Origin of the sequence: Pseudomonas sp. Sample_16 (genome assembly GCF_004307665.1) — a bacterium.
GTDB lineage: Bacteria > Pseudomonadota > Gammaproteobacteria > Pseudomonadales > Pseudomonadaceae > Aquipseudomonas.
In genome coordinates this window covers 1-15024 of record NZ_RCOB01000130.1, presented here as the reverse complement: position 1 = coordinate 15024, position 15024 = coordinate 1, and the positions used below count along the sequence as shown (strand labels likewise).

Annotated in this window: 20 protein-coding genes and 1 pseudogene; 14 read left to right on the top strand and 7 right to left on the bottom strand. The window is 57.3% G+C overall.

The window, feature by feature from the left end; all coding sequences use genetic code 11:
- The first annotated feature begins 706 nt into the window (after positions 1-706).
- Complete coding sequence (locus tag D8U69_RS17915) at positions 707-901, top strand: hypothetical protein (RefSeq protein ID WP_056853685.1); 195 nt, start codon at positions 707-709, stop codon at positions 899-901.
- A 145-nt stretch (positions 902-1046) separates the two neighbouring features.
- A complete protein-coding gene (locus D8U69_RS17910; RefSeq protein WP_056853684.1) occupies positions 1047-1502 on the top strand; it encodes a DUF2214 family protein in 456 nt (151 codons plus the stop codon).
- A 91-nt stretch (positions 1503-1593) separates the two neighbouring features.
- Here D8U69_RS17910 and csrA read toward each other — a convergent pair whose 3' ends face one another.
- On the bottom strand, positions 1594-1788 hold the full coding sequence (csrA, locus tag D8U69_RS17905; RefSeq protein ID WP_007938114.1) for a carbon storage regulator CsrA: 195 nt from the start codon (positions 1786-1788) through the stop codon (positions 1594-1596).
- Between the two features lie 250 nt (positions 1789-2038).
- On the opposite strand from csrA, the gene D8U69_RS17900 reads away from it, so the two are divergent.
- The gene (locus tag D8U69_RS17900; protein ID WP_130907827.1) at positions 2039-2404 is read left to right on the top strand and encodes an SPOR domain-containing protein; all 366 of its coding nucleotides are present in this window, start codon (positions 2039-2041) and stop codon (positions 2402-2404) included.
- A gap of 89 nt (positions 2405-2493) precedes the next feature.
- Here D8U69_RS17900 and D8U69_RS17895 read toward each other — a convergent pair whose 3' ends face one another.
- The 3 genes from D8U69_RS17895 to D8U69_RS17885 form a co-directional block, all read right to left on the bottom strand.
- Complete coding sequence (locus tag D8U69_RS17895; RefSeq protein WP_056853682.1) at positions 2494-3183, bottom strand: endonuclease I family protein; 690 nt, start codon at positions 3181-3183, stop codon at positions 2494-2496.
- A gap of 4 nt (positions 3184-3187) precedes the next feature.
- Complete coding sequence (locus tag D8U69_RS17890) at positions 3188-3478, bottom strand: DUF1654 domain-containing protein (RefSeq protein WP_056853681.1); 291 nt, start codon at positions 3476-3478, stop codon at positions 3188-3190.
- A 162-nt stretch (positions 3479-3640) separates the two neighbouring features.
- A complete protein-coding gene (locus tag D8U69_RS17885; protein WP_130907826.1) occupies positions 3641-4729 on the bottom strand; it encodes an asparaginase in 1089 nt (362 codons plus the stop codon).
- Between D8U69_RS17885 and D8U69_RS17880 the strand changes: the two genes are divergently transcribed.
- The 9 genes and pseudogenes from D8U69_RS17880 to D8U69_RS17840 all read left to right on the top strand — a co-directional run.
- Positions 4713-5066, top strand: coding sequence for a hypothetical protein (locus tag D8U69_RS17880; RefSeq protein WP_130904955.1), 354 nt, complete (start codon positions 4713-4715; stop codon positions 5064-5066). The genes D8U69_RS17885 and D8U69_RS17880 overlap by 17 nt on opposite strands.
- On the top strand, positions 5057-5494 hold the full coding sequence (locus D8U69_RS17875; RefSeq protein ID WP_130907825.1) for a hypothetical protein: 438 nt from the start codon (positions 5057-5059) through the stop codon (positions 5492-5494). Before D8U69_RS17880 ends, D8U69_RS17875 begins: the two co-directional genes overlap by 10 nt.
- Before the next feature lie 173 nt (positions 5495-5667).
- Entirely contained in the window at positions 5668-6627 is a 960-nt protein-coding gene (locus tag D8U69_RS17870; protein WP_130904953.1) for a sugar ABC transporter substrate-binding protein, read from the top strand.
- Between the two features lie 55 nt (positions 6628-6682).
- Positions 6683-8236 carry a sugar ABC transporter ATP-binding protein gene (locus tag D8U69_RS17865; RefSeq protein WP_056853677.1) on the top strand — a complete coding sequence of 518 codons (1554 nt, stop codon included), beginning with the start codon at positions 6683-6685 and terminating at the stop codon, positions 8234-8236.
- Positions 8233-9210 (top strand): ABC transporter permease, encoded by a 978-nt coding sequence (locus D8U69_RS17860; protein ID WP_056853676.1) that lies wholly within the window; start codon positions 8233-8235, stop codon positions 9208-9210. Before D8U69_RS17865 ends, D8U69_RS17860 begins: the two co-directional genes overlap by 4 nt.
- 3 nt (positions 9211-9213) lie before the next feature.
- Complete coding sequence (locus D8U69_RS17855) at positions 9214-10233, top strand: LacI family DNA-binding transcriptional regulator (RefSeq protein ID WP_130907824.1); 1020 nt, start codon at positions 9214-9216, stop codon at positions 10231-10233.
- A gap of 40 nt (positions 10234-10273) precedes the next feature.
- Positions 10274-11191 (top strand): ribokinase, encoded by a 918-nt coding sequence (gene rbsK, locus D8U69_RS17850; RefSeq protein WP_130904951.1) that lies wholly within the window; start codon positions 10274-10276, stop codon positions 11189-11191.
- Positions 11188-11592 carry a D-ribose pyranase gene (gene rbsD, locus D8U69_RS17845; RefSeq protein WP_130904950.1) on the top strand — a complete coding sequence of 135 codons (405 nt, stop codon included), beginning with the start codon at positions 11188-11190 and terminating at the stop codon, positions 11590-11592. Before rbsK ends, rbsD begins: the two co-directional genes overlap by 4 nt.
- 8 nt (positions 11593-11600) lie before the next feature.
- Positions 11601-12542, top strand: a pseudogene (locus D8U69_RS17840) (nucleoside hydrolase); the annotation flags it as partial.
- A 32-nt stretch (positions 12543-12574) separates the two neighbouring features.
- Here D8U69_RS17840 and D8U69_RS17835 read toward each other — a convergent pair.
- A complete protein-coding gene (locus tag D8U69_RS17835; protein WP_056853671.1) occupies positions 12575-12787 on the bottom strand; it encodes a hypothetical protein in 213 nt (70 codons plus the stop codon).
- 132 nt (positions 12788-12919) lie between these two features.
- Here D8U69_RS17835 and D8U69_RS17830 point away from each other — a divergent pair, with 132 nt between their 5' ends.
- Both D8U69_RS17830 and D8U69_RS17825 read left to right on the top strand, forming a co-directional pair.
- Entirely contained in the window at positions 12920-13225 is a 306-nt protein-coding gene (locus D8U69_RS17830; RefSeq protein ID WP_130904948.1) for a hypothetical protein, read from the top strand.
- Between the two features lie 167 nt (positions 13226-13392).
- Positions 13393-13713, top strand: a complete 321-nt coding sequence (locus D8U69_RS17825) for an I78 family peptidase inhibitor (RefSeq protein WP_056853669.1) — start codon at positions 13393-13395, stop codon at positions 13711-13713.
- A 73-nt stretch (positions 13714-13786) separates the two neighbouring features.
- Here the strand turns inward: D8U69_RS17825 and D8U69_RS17820 are convergent, their stop codons facing one another.
- Positions 13787-13999, bottom strand: a complete 213-nt coding sequence (locus D8U69_RS17820) for a cold-shock protein (protein ID WP_003179963.1) — start codon at positions 13997-13999, stop codon at positions 13787-13789.
- 292 nt (positions 14000-14291) lie between these two features.
- Positions 14292-14594, bottom strand: a complete 303-nt coding sequence (locus D8U69_RS17815) for a hypothetical protein (protein ID WP_056853668.1) — start codon at positions 14592-14594, stop codon at positions 14292-14294.
- Positions 14595-15024: the final 430 nt, after the last annotated feature.

The following is a 15024-nucleotide window of genomic DNA, read 5'->3' as shown; positions in this document are numbered from 1 at the left end:
CTCTGCTGGGCGGTCTAGAGGGGTTACCGGAAACGGTAACCCCTTTTTGCTTTTTGCGATTTGCAAAACACCCACCTCAGAACGCCAGTTCAGCGCGTCCCTCTAAAACATCATACCGCTCAAGCTACTGCATTGAACTCGTCGGCAGTGCGCCAGTCGGTGATTAAAGAAAAAAACGTTTGGCCGTGAGCAAAAAAACCGGAGAGTTTCCATGGGCGCGAAGAACCTCGAGTTGATGCGAAAGCTGAAAGCAACGTTGACGAGCGAACGTAGAAACAGGGAGTGGCCGGAGACAATTTGTTCTGTATGCGGCGAGCAATTTCGCTATCACTGCAGCTGGTCTCCCGTACCCACCACTTGCAGGCGCTGTCGAGCCGAAGGCAAGAATGCCAGCCTGGAGGAGAAGAAGGCTTCTGCACCTTCGATGCAGTCCAAATGACAATCATTTCAGCTCGATATTGAACTGCGACCATCAAACTTCATCCAATCAGAACGGGCGGCCAGGCGCATGACTTGGTTCATGAGGCAGGAGAGGTGTTGATGGGGAAGCGTGCGATGATGCAATTCTTTGCGGCTTACCTGTTCATTTGCCTTCTGCTTCAATGGGCTGTGGTTCAAGCATCACCGTGGATCGCCACTCATGTACTTCTAAGATGGATCCTGTAACGCTGTGACTCGGGCGTGATCTGATCCAAAGGAGTCACCAATGATCTCCGATCAAACGAACCAGCAGTCGTCCGAAAACAGGACTGTTTGGGATCAATATTTTTGCGCTGCGTTGATTGCCGAAAGTAATCTGACGGCTCCTGTCGTCGGTGGTGCGACTCACGAAGACAGGCAGAATCTATTGATCGAAAGGGCCAAGGCCCTCGCTGATAAAATGATGGAAAACAGAAAATAACCAGAGCCCAGCCATTGCGCTGGGCTCTTCGTATCTGGCGTATGGACCGCTATGGCAAACCCGGCAGTTTCTCGCCAGTGCAATCCTTTGATTGATGGGCTACTACTGACAGGCTGATTCAACTCATCCTGAAAGGAGTGTCTCGATGCTGACTCACTGGCTTCTTGCGGCCGTGCATCTTTTAGCGGTTGTGCTGGGATTCTGGGCGGTTCTTGTGCGTGGTACGAATTTTCGACGTTTGGCGGCTGGCACGGGGGAAGTTCGCAGTGTGCTGATCGCAGACAACCTTTGGGGAATTTCCGCGCTCATTCTGTTGGTAACCGGTGGGATGCGAGCGTTTGGCGGATTTGAAAAGGGCACGGACTATTACCTGCAACAGCCGTTGTTTCATCTGAAGATGACCCTGTTCGTACTGATTCTGCTGCTGGAAGTAGCGCCCATGATCACGCTGATCAAATGGCGAGTAGCGCTGGCCCGCGGTACGGCGATCGAGGCTGGGCGGGCGAAGCTGTTTGCGCGCATCAGTCACGTTGAAGGGATGTTGATGCTGCTGATGGTCATGGCAGCCACTGGTATGGCGCGTGGCGTGACGTTTGGGTAACGAGTGTGGGGGGAACGGCGCTGCATTTCGAGAATCTTTAGCCAGCCGTCGTTCCGGGGGTGAACGGGCTGGCTACTGACTGCATCAGGATTCAGGGAGTTTGCGGCTTGTCCGGAGCAGTCAGGCCAGCCTGAATGCGCTGATAAATTTCTTCGCGATGCACCGCAACGTCTTTCGGGGCGTTGATGCCAATCCTGACTTGCTGGCCGCTTACGCCGAGGATGGTGATCGTTATGTCATCACCAATGTTTATGCTTTCACCGACTTTGCGGGTGAGTATCAGCATGGTCTTCTCCTTGATTGCTTTCTGGGGCACCTGATTCGGACAGTGCAGAGGTCGGTGGTATGTATAGATTAGTGCGAAGTCTCACAATTTGGGTGCCTCTTTCTGACGCGCAGATGCAGCATTAATTCCCAAGGTGTAACTATACAGAGGCCGTAACCATCATTCTCGTTGTTTTGAGCCCATTTTGCGGCACTCGAGAAGTATTCATGGGTGCTAAAATCCGCGCTTTAAGCATTCAGAGGGAAACGCAGTGCGCAAAATGGTCTTGGTGATTGCAGTATTGGCGCTGGCGGGATGCGGTGAGGGCAAGCGAGTGGATGCGCCAAAGCCGCAGGCTACAGCGGCGGGTGCCCCGGCGCAGGTCTCGGGTCCACAATGGGATCTGGAAGTGCGGGGTGAAACGCCGCAGGCGGTCAGCGATCTCAGCGGCTGGCTGATCGAGCATAGTTTCATGTCCAACGTGATTCGCGAAAACGGCAAGACCCGGATTCTGATGGGGCCATACAACTCAAAGGCCGAAGCCGACGCCAAGCAAGCGCAGGTGAACGCAGCGCTGGTCAAGGCGAAGAAGCAGAACATTGAAGTGTTGGTGCTTGAGCGCCCGGCAGTTCAGTAATACCGTTTGGCGCTACAACAAAGTCTGCGCTAGAAAACAAAAAAGGCCTCGGATGGCGGATCCGAGGCCTTTTGTCATTCAGAAAGCATTTAACCGCAGGCTTTCATATCGACTGAGCCGACAAATTCATTGCCGCGCCCCATGACGCACGCCACGCTTTGATTTCGCTGACGTTCCCAAGCCTGGACCGGATAGGTTTTATCCCAGGCTTCATACAGTTGCCGGTCCTGTTTCGACAAGCGCAAGCCGTACTGTTTGCTCATGTAGAAGTAAGTCCGGGCGATCATCCCGCGAATGGATGGGCGCGGCATGACCTTTTTCGCCTTGAAATCAACTTGAGTCAGGCACGAACCGTATTGGCCTGATTGCTCCGGCAGCCAACCGAAACTGAAGTTGCTGCGATCGCCATTGACCTCGCCGATGCTCGGCACCAGGTTATGCAAGTCTGCCTCGGCTTTCTGATAAACGGGGTCATACCGTGTGCAATTCTTGCGACCGCCTTCCTGCCAGCACTGGCGCTGATGTCCAATTTGCCAGGCTGGAACAATATGCTCCCACTCGATACGCGAAGCACGTTTGGCGTTTTTGCGCGGTACATAGCCGCAGGCGGCGAGGTTCACCCGGTTACCTGTGTATTTGCAGCCGCAATAAAACTCGGTGGATTGCGGCGCATACAACTTCCAGGCGACTTTCTTGGCCTCGCTGAAAGTGCGTGGAGCATCGGCATGGGCGCCCATGGTGAACAGCAGAAACAGCAAAGCGAAACAACGGACACTCATTGACTCAGTCTTCCTTCGGCACAACCCAGAAAATCTGCACACCGCCGTCATCGCGATAGGCGAGGGTGACGTTGTCGTTTTCATCGATTTCTTCGAGCAAACGTTCCCACTCATCCACCGGTTCGTCCGGGAGACGGAAAATCAGCGCAGCCTTGGCTTTTTGAGCGGTGGGGGAGTTGATGATTTTCTGAACGCGCGTGCCCATGCGTACATAGGAGTCAGGTGAGGCAGAAGTGGTGTCCACGGAATTATCCTTATTAAGCTGTACGTGCATACAGTATTTAACTGTAGGCATTTTCGCAACTGCTTAAAATTCAAGAAAATCCTCTGACAGCGATTTGTTCCGTTTGGTGTAGGAAGAAGGGATTTTTTTGTCAGTCGTTAGATGCGAGCCACTCGCCGACGCAGGCGAGTGGCTTGTACGGTGCCCGACCGGATTCAGTGGGGCGAGGGCGAATCAGTATTCCCAGAACATCCGTTGCAGCTCTTTGCTGTCGTTGGTCTTGGTCAGTGCGACCATGGCCAGGATGCGGGCCTTCTGCGGATTCAGGTCATGCGCCACGACCCAGTCGTACTTGTCGTCAGGCTGTTCAGCGTTGCGCAGAACGAAACCGCCAGCGTTGACGTGGGAAGAGCGGATGATCTGCACGCCATCCTTGCGCAAGGCTTGCAGGCTTGGAACAACTCGCGAAGAGACAGAGCCATTGCCGGTGCCGGCGTGAATGATCGCTTTGGCACCAGACTGAGCCAGTGCCTTGTAGGCGGTATCGCTGACGTTGCCATAGGAATAGGCAATTTCGACGTCAGGCAGGCTCTTGATGGTTTTGATGTCGAATTCCGAATCCATGGTGTGGCGCTTGGCCGGCAGGCGGAACCAGTAGGATTTGCCCTCGACCACCATTCCCAGCGGCCCCCAGGCACTTTTAAACGCCTCGGTCTTGATGTTGATCATCTTGCTGACATCGCGACCCGACTGGATTTCATCGTTCATGGTCACCAGTACGCCTTTGCCCCGCGCTTCTTTGCTGCTGGCCACCGCCACCGCGTTGTACAGGTTCAGCATGCCGTCAGCCGACATTGCGGTGCCCGGGCGCATGGAGCCGACGACAATGATCGGCTTCTCGGTCTTTTCCACCAGATTCAGGAAATAGGCAGTTTCTTCCAGGGTGTCAGTGCCATGGGTGATCACGATGCCATCGACGTCTTCGCTGTCGGCCAGTTCGGCGACGCGGCGACCCAGTTGCAGCAGGTTTTCGTTGGTGATGCTCTCGGACGCGATCTGCATCACTTGCTCGCCGCGAACGTTGGCCACCTGGCTGAGCTCCGGAACGCCGGCGATCAGTTTGTCGACGCCGACTTTCGCGGCTTGATAAGTGGCGCTGTTGGCAGCGCTCGCACCCGCGCCGGCAATGGTGCCGCCGGTGGCCAGGATCACCACGTTTGCCAGTTTCTGTTGGGTTTCGACTTCTTTTGCCTGAACGGCAGTCGGTAGAAGCAGCAGGAGGGCCAATGCGCCCGGAACAAAGGTCTTGAAAGCAGATGTCATTATTTTTCTCTCTAGTAGTGACGGTGCTGATGCAGGTTCATCTAGATGCGCCCCCGGCGGATCTGAACGCCAGGGGTGCTTGAGAAGAGCAGAATCCGTACCAATTACACTTCGTATTGAGAAAGCCGTTCAAGTAACTGATTTGTTTAAAGATTCAAACAAATTTTCAACGCGGTTCACCGCGCTGTCGTCCGGGTTTCCGACTGATTTTGAGTTTGTCGTTCGGCTCTCCGAAAGTTTGTTTAAGCGTGGGTTGTCGAAGAGCGTTAAAGAAATCGCTGCGCACGCCGATCTGTCCTTGAGGAATCATTTTTTCAGGGAGTTCACATGTCGTTGACCGTCGGTTTTCCAAATGCGTCCGTGATAAACATCGGTGGTAAAGCGCCGTCGACGGTCGCGACATTGACTGACGAGACATCCGAATCTTCGACGCAGCGCCTGGGGCTGGAAGGGGGCGATAAAAAGTCGGTAAGTCTAGGCGGCGCTCAGGGCAGCGAGAAAGCGCAAAGCACCGACAGCCAGCAAAGCATTGCGGTGCAGATGTTGCTCAAACGCATGCAGGAGTTGCAGCAACAACTGCGCGAGCAACAACAGCAATTGGCAGCAACCCAAGCCGCGTCGTTCCAGTCGGCAGAAGCCAAGGCCACTGCCGTCATGTCGATTCAGGCACAGATTGCCGATACGTCTGCGGCATTGATGCAAGTGGCGGCCGCGCTGGCGAAAGAGCTGACAAGCTCTGGAAACGTGATCAGCACTACGGCGTGAGCGGCTACCTGACAACGTTCCACAGCATTGACAAATCTCGACAAGATTCGCATAGTCCGGTCTACGCAAACGTTTGCGCGCCTTCACTGATGGGTTAAAACCATCGGCGAAGGCCTCGCAGCTTACGTCAGCGCAAGCGTTGCTCACAATAATCATAAGATCGGAGTGAACCCATGAAGCTGCCATTCGCTGGACGTCTTCTCGCTGTCGCAATGCTGGCTGCTGCATCCGCCGCGTTGCCTGTCTCTTCGGCTTTCGCCGAAACGCCTGAAAAACCTAAAGTCGCCCTGGTCATGAAATCCCTGGCCAACGAATTCTTCCTGACCATGGAAGATGGCGCCAAGGCCTACCAGAAAGAACACTCCAGTGAATTCGATCTGATTTCCAACGGGATCAAGGACGAGACTGATACCGCTGGCCAGACGCGCATTGTCGAGCAAATGATTCTGGCCAAGGTCAATGCGCTGGTGATCGCTCCCGCAGACTCCAAGGCCATGGTTCCTGTGATCAAGAAAGCCATCGATGCCGGTATCACCGTGATCAACATCGACAATCAGCTTGATCCGGCCGTGGTCAAAAGCAAGAACCTCAATGTTCCATTCGTAGGCCCGGACAACCGCAAAGGCGCGCGGCTGGTGGGTGAGTACCTGGCCAAGCAGCTCAAGGCGGGTGACGAAGTCGGCATCATCGAAGGCGTGTCCACCACCACCAACGCTCAGGCCCGCACTGCCGGCTTCAAGGATGCGATGGAAGCGGCGCAGATCAAGGTCGTCTCGGTTCAGTCCGGTGACTGGGAGATCGACAAGGGCAACAAGGTCGCCGCGTCGATCCTCAGCGAATACCCGCAAACCAAAGCCCTGCTGGCCGGTAACGACAGCATGGCGCTCGGTGTCGTGTCGGCGGTACGCGCCGCGGGCAAGGCCGGCAAGGTTGAAGTGGTCGGCTATGACAATATCAACGCCATCAAGCCGATGCTCGCTGACGGGCGCGTGCTGGCCACGGCGGATCAGTTTGCCGCCAAGCAAGCGGTGTTCGGCATCGAGACCGCGCTGAAAATCATCAAGGGCGAGAAAGTCGACAGCAGCGCCAGTGGCGTGATCGAGACGCCGGTAGAGCTGGTCACTAAAAAGTAGTCCTCTGGCGACACAACGGTGCTCGCCCGTCCGGGCGAGCACATGGAGAGTTCTTATGTCCGTTCGCGACCCGAACGCTGTCCTTTCGGTCAGCGGCATCGGCAAAACCTATGCGCAACCGGTCCTGACCGGCATCGACCTGACGCTGATGCGCGGGGAAGTGCTGGCGCTGACCGGTGAAAATGGCGCTGGCAAAAGCACCCTGTCGAAGATCATCGGCGGGTTGGTCACGCCGACCACCGGCCAGATGCAATTTCAGGGGCAGGACTATCGCCCGGGCAGCCGCACCCAGGCTGAGAATCTGGGCATTCGCATGGTCATGCAGGAGCTCAATCTGTTGCCGACCTTGTCGGTGGCGGAAAACCTGTTTCTCGATAACCTGCCGAACAACGGCGGCTGGATCAGCCGCAAGCAACTGCGCAAGGCGGCGATCGAAGCCATGGCACAAGTCGGGCTCGATGCAATCGATCCGGACACGCTGGTTGGCGAACTGGGCATCGGTCATCAGCAAATGGTCGAGATTGCCCGCAACCTGATCGGCGACTGTCATGTTCTGATCCTCGACGAGCCGACCGCGATGCTGACGGCCCGCGAAGTCGAGATGCTGTTCGAGCAGATCACCCGTCTGCAAGCGCGTGGCGTGTCGATCATCTACATTTCCCATCGCCTGGAAGAACTCGCCCAAGTCGCCCAGCGCATTGCAGTGCTGCGCGACGGCAACCTGGTGTGCGTCGAGCCGATGGCCAGTTACAACAGTGAACAACTGGTCACCTTGATGGTGGGGCGGGAGCTGGGCGAACACATCGACATGGGCGTGCGCAACATCGGTGCTCCGGCATTGACGGTCAAGGGCTTGTCTCGCGCCGACAAAGTTCGGGATGTGTCCTTTGAGGTGCGTGCCGGAGAAATCTTTGGTATTTCCGGATTGATCGGGGCAGGGCGCACCGAGTTGTTGCGGCTGATCTTCGGTGCGGACGCCGCAGACAGCGGCACCGTAGCGCTAGGCTCTCCCGCGCAAGTCGTCAGCATTCGCTCGCCGGTGGATGCGGTTGCCCACGGCATCGCCCTGATCACTGAAGACCGCAAGGGCGAAGGCTTGCTGCTGACTCAGTCGATCGGCGCCAACATTGCCCTGGGCAACATGCCGGGCATCTCCAGTGGCGGGTTCGTCAACAAAGATGACGAAACTGCACTGGCCCAGCGTCAGATCGACGCCATGCGCATTCGCAGTTCCGGCCCGGCGCAAGTGGTGTCCGAGCTGTCCGGTGGCAATCAGCAGAAAGTCGTGATCGGCCGTTGGCTGGAGCGTGATTGCTCGGTCCTGCTGTTTGACGAACCCACCCGTGGTATTGACGTCGGCGCCAAGTTCGACATTTATGCCCTGCTCGGCGAGTTGACACGCCAGGGCAAAGCGCTGGTTGTGGTGTCCAGTGACCTGCGCGAATTGATGTTGATCTGCGACCGGATCGGCGTGCTCTCGGCGGGGCGTCTGATCGATACGTTCGAGCGCGACAGCTGGACTCAGGATGATTTGCTTGCCGCCGCTTTTGCCGGCTACCAAAAACGTGATGCGCTGCTCAACGAAGCCGCGCCTAGGGATCTTTCATGAAAACCGTATCTGGCGTCGGTCCACGCAGTGGCAATTTTTACGGCTTGGGCACTTATCTGGGGCTGGCCGGTGCCTTGCTGGCGATGGTCGTGCTGTTCTCGCTCCTGAGCAGCCATTTCCTGTCCTACGACACCTTCAGCACCTTGGCTAACCAGATTCCGGACCTGATGGTCCTGGCGGTCGGCATGACCTTCGTGCTGATCATCGGCGGCATCGACCTGTCGGTGGGTTCAGTGTTGGCGCTGGCGGCCTCGACGGTCAGTGTGGCGATTCTCGGTTGGGGCTGGAGTGTGCTGCCGGCAGCGTTGCTCGGCATGGCGGCCGCAGCCCTCGCGGGCACCATCACCGGCTCGATTACCGTGGCCTGGCGCATTCCATCGTTTATCGTTTCCCTCGGCGTGCTGGAAATGGCACGCGGGGTTGCCTATCAGATGACCGGATCGCGCACGGCGTACATCGGCGATGCGTTTGCCTGGTTGTCCAACCCGATCGCTTTCGGGATTTCGCCATCGTTTATCATCGCCTTGCTGATCATTTTCATCGCCCAGGCCGTGTTGACCCGGACCGTGTTCGGTCGCTACCTGATTGGCATCGGTACCAACGAAGAGGCGGTGCGGCTGGCCGGTATCAATCCAAAACCCTACAAGATTCTGGTGTTCAGCCTGATGGGCTTGCTGGCCGGTATCGCCGCGCTGTTCCAGATTTCGCGACTGGAAGCGGCGGACCCGAACGCCGGCTCCGGCCTGGAGTTGCAGGTGATCGCCGCCGTCGTCATCGGCGGTACCAGCCTGATGGGTGGACGCGGTTCGGTCATCAGTACTTTTTTTGGCGTGTTGATCATTTCCGTGCTGGCGGCCGGCCTGGCCCAGATCGGTGCCACCGAACCGACCAAGCGCATCATCACCGGCGCGGTCATCGTGGTTGCGGTGGTGCTCGATACCTACCGCAGCCAGCGCGCAAGTCGGCGGACCTGAGTCATGGCAACGATCAAAGATGTGGCAGCGCTCGCGGGTATTTCCTACACCACGGTTTCCCACGTGGTGAACAAGACTCGGCCAGTCAGCAAAGAAGTGCGGCTCAAGGTGGAGGAGGCGATCAAAACCCTCGACTACGTCCCCAGTGCCGTGGCGCGTTCCCTGAAGGCCAAAACAACGGCCACCATCGGTTTGCTGGTGCCCAACAGCCTCAACCCGTACTTCGCCGAGCTGGCCCGGGGTATTGAGGACTATTGCGAGCGTAACGGCTACTGCGTCATCCTCTGCAACTCCGACGACAACCCCGACAAGCAACGCAGCTACCTGCGCGTTCTGTTGGAAAAACGTGTCGACGGACTGATCGTCGCCTCGGCCGGTGGCGACAGCGGCCTGGCGCAAGGTTTGGCTGGCGTGCGTACACCCATGGTGATCGTCGACCGTGGTCTGGAGGGCGTCGATGCGGACCTGGTCCGTATCGACCACGAGTACGGCGCTTATCTGGCGACCCGACATCTGCTGGAGTTGGGGCATCGGGATATCGCCACCATCAGCGGTCCGGCAACCACCAGCGTGGCGCAAATGCGTTTGGCCGGTTTTTGTCGTGCCTTCAGCGATGCGGGCCTCGCGGTGCCGGGTGACCGAATGCTGGAAAGCGATTTCACCAGCACCGGCGGTTACAACGCCGCCGCGATCTTGCTGGAGCGCAATCCGCCCAGCGCCATTTTCGCAGCCAACGACATGATTGGTATAGGCGTGCTGCGCGCAGCGGCCGAGCGCAATATTCGTGTGCCGACGCAGTTGTCGGTCATCGGCTTCGACGATATCCAGATGAGCCGCTATGTCTATCCGGCGTTGACCACGGTCGGGCAGTCAATCCTGCAACTTGGCGAGATGGCGGCCGAAGTGCTGCTACGGCGAATCGCAACGCCGGATCTGGCCACCAGCCAGCGGATCGTCACGCCGAGCATTGTCATGCGCGAATCGACCGCGCCCCTGACCGGCCTGTTTGCGCAGTTCCGATAACCCGGCGTGCCGCTGAAATCGAATGAGTGAGTATTGATGTATGCCAGCAAAAGTAGTGGTGATAGGCAGCTTGAACATGGACCTGGTGACGCGGGCGCCGCGATTGCCGCGCGGCGGAGAAACGCTGATCGGTGAGTCGTTTGCCACGGTTTCCGGTGGCAAGGGCGCCAATCAGGCTGTGGCCGCCGCACGACTGGGCGCACAGGTGTCAATGGTCGGCTGCGTCGGCAGCGATGCCTATGGCAAAGAACTGCGCGAGGCTCTTTTGGCCGAGCAGATCGATTGTCAGGCCGTCAGCACCGTCGAAGGCTCCAGTGGCGTGGCGCTGATTGTGGTCGATGACAACAGCCAGAACACAATCGTGATCGTCGCAGGCGCCAACGGTGCTCTGACACCTGCGCTGATCGGTTGTTTCGATGCGGTGCTGCAAGCTGCCGATGTCATCATCTGTCAGCTTGAAGTGCCGGATGTCACGGTGGGCCACGCGCTCAAGCGCGCTCGAGAGTTGGGCAAAGTGGTGATTCTCAATCCGGCACCCGCCAGTCAGCCATTGCCGGCGGATTGGTATGCGAACATCGATTACCTGATACCCAACGAAAGCGAGGCGTCGGCCTTGAGTGGCTTGGCGGTGGAGTCTCGGCAAAGTGCAGAAGCTGCCGCGACGCGATTGATCGAAATGGGGGCCGGCAAGGTGATCATCACCCTCGGCGCCGAGGGCTCGCTGTTTGCCGATGGAAAAAGCTGTGCGCATTTCCCGGCGCCTGCGGTGAAAGCGATTGATACCACGGCGGCCGGCGATACGTTCGTGGGTGGTTTTGCCGCTGCACTGGCCGGCGGCCAAAGCGAAGCTGAAGCGATTCGCTTCGGTCAGATTGCCGCGGCGTTGTCGGTAACCCGTGCCGGCGCGCAACCCTCGATTCCTACCTTGTCCGACGTTCAGGCATTCAAGACATCATGAAAAAAACACCGTTGCTCAATGTCGCACTGTCGCGCCTGATCGCATCGCTGGGCCATGGCGACATCGTGGTCATCGGCGACGCTGGTCTGCCGGTGCCGCCAGGCATCGAGCTGATCGACCTGGCACTGACCCATGGCATCCCGGATTTCGTCAGTACTCTGAAGGTTGTGCTCAGCGAAATGCAGGTTGAAAGTCATGTGCTGGCGCAGGAAATCCTCGAGAAGAGGCCAGCGGCACTGACAACCCTGGATGCCCTCAATGCGGAAGGGGCGCTGGGGCGGCGCGAGTTGCTCAGTCATGAGCAATTCAAAGTCCTCACCCGGCAGGCACGGGCAGTCGTTCGTACCGGGGAATGCCAGCCGTACTGCAATGTTGTGCTGATTGCCGGGGTCACGTTTTGATTCGCATGGAAAGGGTCGACCTGATCATCGACACCGACCCTGGTGCCGACGATGTGGTGGCCTTGTTGTTGGCGCTGGCGTCGCCTCAGGAGTTGAATATCCTTGCTTTGACCACGGTCGCCGGCAACGTGCGCCTGGACAAGACATCACGAAACGCGCGGCTGGCGCGCGAGTGGGCAGGGCGCGAGGACGTGCCGGTCTATGCCGGCGCGTCTCGGCCGCTGATGCGCACGCCTATCTATGCCGAGGACATCCACGGCAAGGAAGGGCTGTCGGGTGTTTCTGTATACGAGCCGAAAGCCGCCCTGGCCGAGGGCAATGCGGTCGCCTACCTGATCGATACGTTGATGTCGGCCAGCCCCCACAGCATCACTATTGCGATGCTTGGACCGCAGACCAATCTGGCCTTGGCGCTCATGCAGCAGCCGGCAATCATTCAGGGCATCAAGGAAGTAGTCATCATGGGTGGTGCGCACTTCAATGGCGGCAACATCACACCGGTAGCCGAATTCAACCTGTTCGCTGACCCGCATGCGGCCGAAGTGGTACTCAACAGCGGTATGAAACTGACGTATCTGTCTCTGGATGCAACTCACAAGATCCTCACCAGTGACGAGCGCCTGAAGCAGATTGCCGCATTGAACAACCAAGCCGGCCAATTGGTAGGCGATATCCTGAATGATTACATCAAGGCCGACATGGAGCACTACGATATTCCGGGCGGTCCGGTGCACGACGCCGCGGTCATCGCCTGGCTGCTCAAGCCGCAGCTGTTTAGCGGTCGCGCGGTCAATGTGGTGATCGACAGTCGCGAGGGGCCGACTTTCGGGCAGACCATTGTCGACTGGCACGACCGCCTCAAAGCACCAAAGAATGCTTTCTGGGTTGATAGCGGCGACGCCCAGGGGTTCTTCAATCTGCTGACTGAGCGCCTGGGTCGTCTGAAGTAATGTTCATTGCTGCAGATGCATGCCGGTGCAGCTTATTCCTGCGCTGATTTTGTCGCGCCCTTTTGGTCTGCCAGGTGCTTCTCGAAAACCTGTTCTATGAAGGATTGCGCAGCCTCGGTCCCCAGGTCTCTGACCAGCAGGTCGATGCCGATGATGACAAGTTCCTCCGTAGAGCCTGGGCTGTAAGAGCTATGGCCGTCCTGCCACTTTGCTTTGATGTCGGCGTCGATACTTACAGTGGTCATGATGGCGCTCGTACGGTCGGAAGAGTCTGAGCCTCGAGTTAACCATTTCGTGGCGCTTTTGGCACTCCGACTTAGGCATGAGCGCAGGGCTATGCGACACTTGGTCTTTGATCACCATTCAAGGACTGCGCTGTGCAGATCGATTTGAACACTCCTGACGGCTTGACCCTTGAAGCCGTTCGCCAACTGTTGGCGTCGGCCAGTGATGATGAGCATACGCAGCTGCGCGTGACCAAGGGCGGCATCGCCTATATTTCATCGGGTGTTGTGGGTGGTAGCGACATCGACGGCCTTCTGTTTCGACTGGAAACGTGGGCTAAAGGGTCGGGATACGTCGGCCTGGTTGCGGCCAGCGACGAAGTCTGGGTCATGCAGATTTTCAATGCATTGAAAGAGAACTGGCCACGACCGGCATTCGATTACATCGACGTGTATTGAGCCTTGTAAATATTCAGTCACGATTGCAGGGTGAAGGGTGTGGCAATGCTCAGGCAAACTTGCCGTTTGTCCGCGGCGAAGGGCAGGGTACCTGGCCTCCCTGTGAAACCAAACGCCGGATTGGCGGTCGCACGATCTCAGCTTAACTAATGAAAAAAGGAGGCTTCATGCCTTGGAAGCTCGCGTCATTGGGTACTTTGTTGGCCGCTGCCACGTTGGCCGGTTGCAGCACCGGCACCACCGAGTCGGCAACAGACCCTGTCACGACGACTGACACAGGTCACAGCCGTTGCGAGGCCAAAGCGGCCGAGTTCACCATCGGCAAACAAGCTTCGCCCGAGTTGCTGGAGCAGGCGCGTACGCGTGCCGGCGCGCAGAATGCGCGGTTCCTTCTGCCGACCGATATGGTGACGCTGGAGTACCGCTCTGATCGCTTGAATCTCAACACTGACGCCAATCGGGTCGTCACCCGCGTCAACTGCGGCTGATCACCCCCAGGCTTTTGCATTGACCACAAAAAACCCCGTCACATGGACGGGGTTTTTTTAGTGCGCCTGGAAATTACTCTGGGCGAACTTGAGCAGCTTGCATACCCTTTTGGCCTTTCTCAGCCACGAAGGAAACGGTTTGGCCTTCTTTCAGGCTTTTGAAACCGTCGCTTTCGATAGCTTTGAAGTGTACGAACAGGTCGTCACCGCCACCTTGAGGAGTGATGAAGCCGAAGCCTTTTTCATCGTTGAACCATTTAACGGTGCCGGTTTGGCGATTAGACATGGTGTATCTCCAAGAAACATATATTTTCAGTAGTACTGTGCTGCTCAGGCCAACTGGGCACACCGGGGTATCATAGTCGAAATGTGCGCTTTGGCACCCCCCCGCAGGTGCTGTTTGCCCTGCAGTCACGCTTTCTTTGTTGCCTGATATGGCTGAAAGCCCCGATTTAAAAGGCTTTCAGCCGAAAGTAAAGACGATAAAAAAAGCTGTAAAACCTGCATAAATTGTAGGAAAACGCGATTTTCAGAGGCTTTTTACCGGCTCAAATCGCAATTCAAGCCCGTTTCAAGGCTCACTTTTTCGCCGGAGCGTTGGCCTTGCACTTGGAAATCTGAGTCAGGGCCTGCTGTTTCAGTGAGTCACTGGCAGTGTTGTCCATCAAGGACTGAAGGTCCTTGGCCGGGTACGATTTGATTGCATCGGCACCACAGGCGCAGTGAGACTTGGCCGCCGCAGCGCCGATCTGCGGCGTGGCCGCTTCAGTGCACTGGGCCATGTATTTTTCGCGCTCGCCCTTGGGCCAATCGGCGTGCGCAGCCAGAGGCAACAGCAGAACGATAGGTGCGACTACAGCGAACAAACGATTCAGACGCATGCCGGGATGCTCCTTGTGGGGTCAATGTCTTTTATCTGAGGGGTAAAGCGCGAATCAAGTTCAGCACTCTGGCACAAAAACGCCATATTTGCCTTGGCTGAAAACCACCCACAGCCACGACCGTTCATCTGTGCTAGCATGCCCCGCTCAGGTTTTTCGTTGCTGGCTCCGGTCGACCTTCAGTCCCGGGCGCGGCAACTGCCTGAATAACCCTGATTTGAATCCCAGTCACTCTGGTTCGGTTTTCCGGTTGGCCGCAAGGCTCCTGCCGCTGTAAGGCAGGCGTTCGTCATTGAATGGCCTGGACCGGATCTTGTACTGGCTCATCCCAACCCACGTGACCTTTGGTAGGGGTCACCACTAGGAGAGGAGGCGCCATGCCAACTATTACTCTTCCCGACGGCAGTCAACGTTCATTCGATCACCCGGT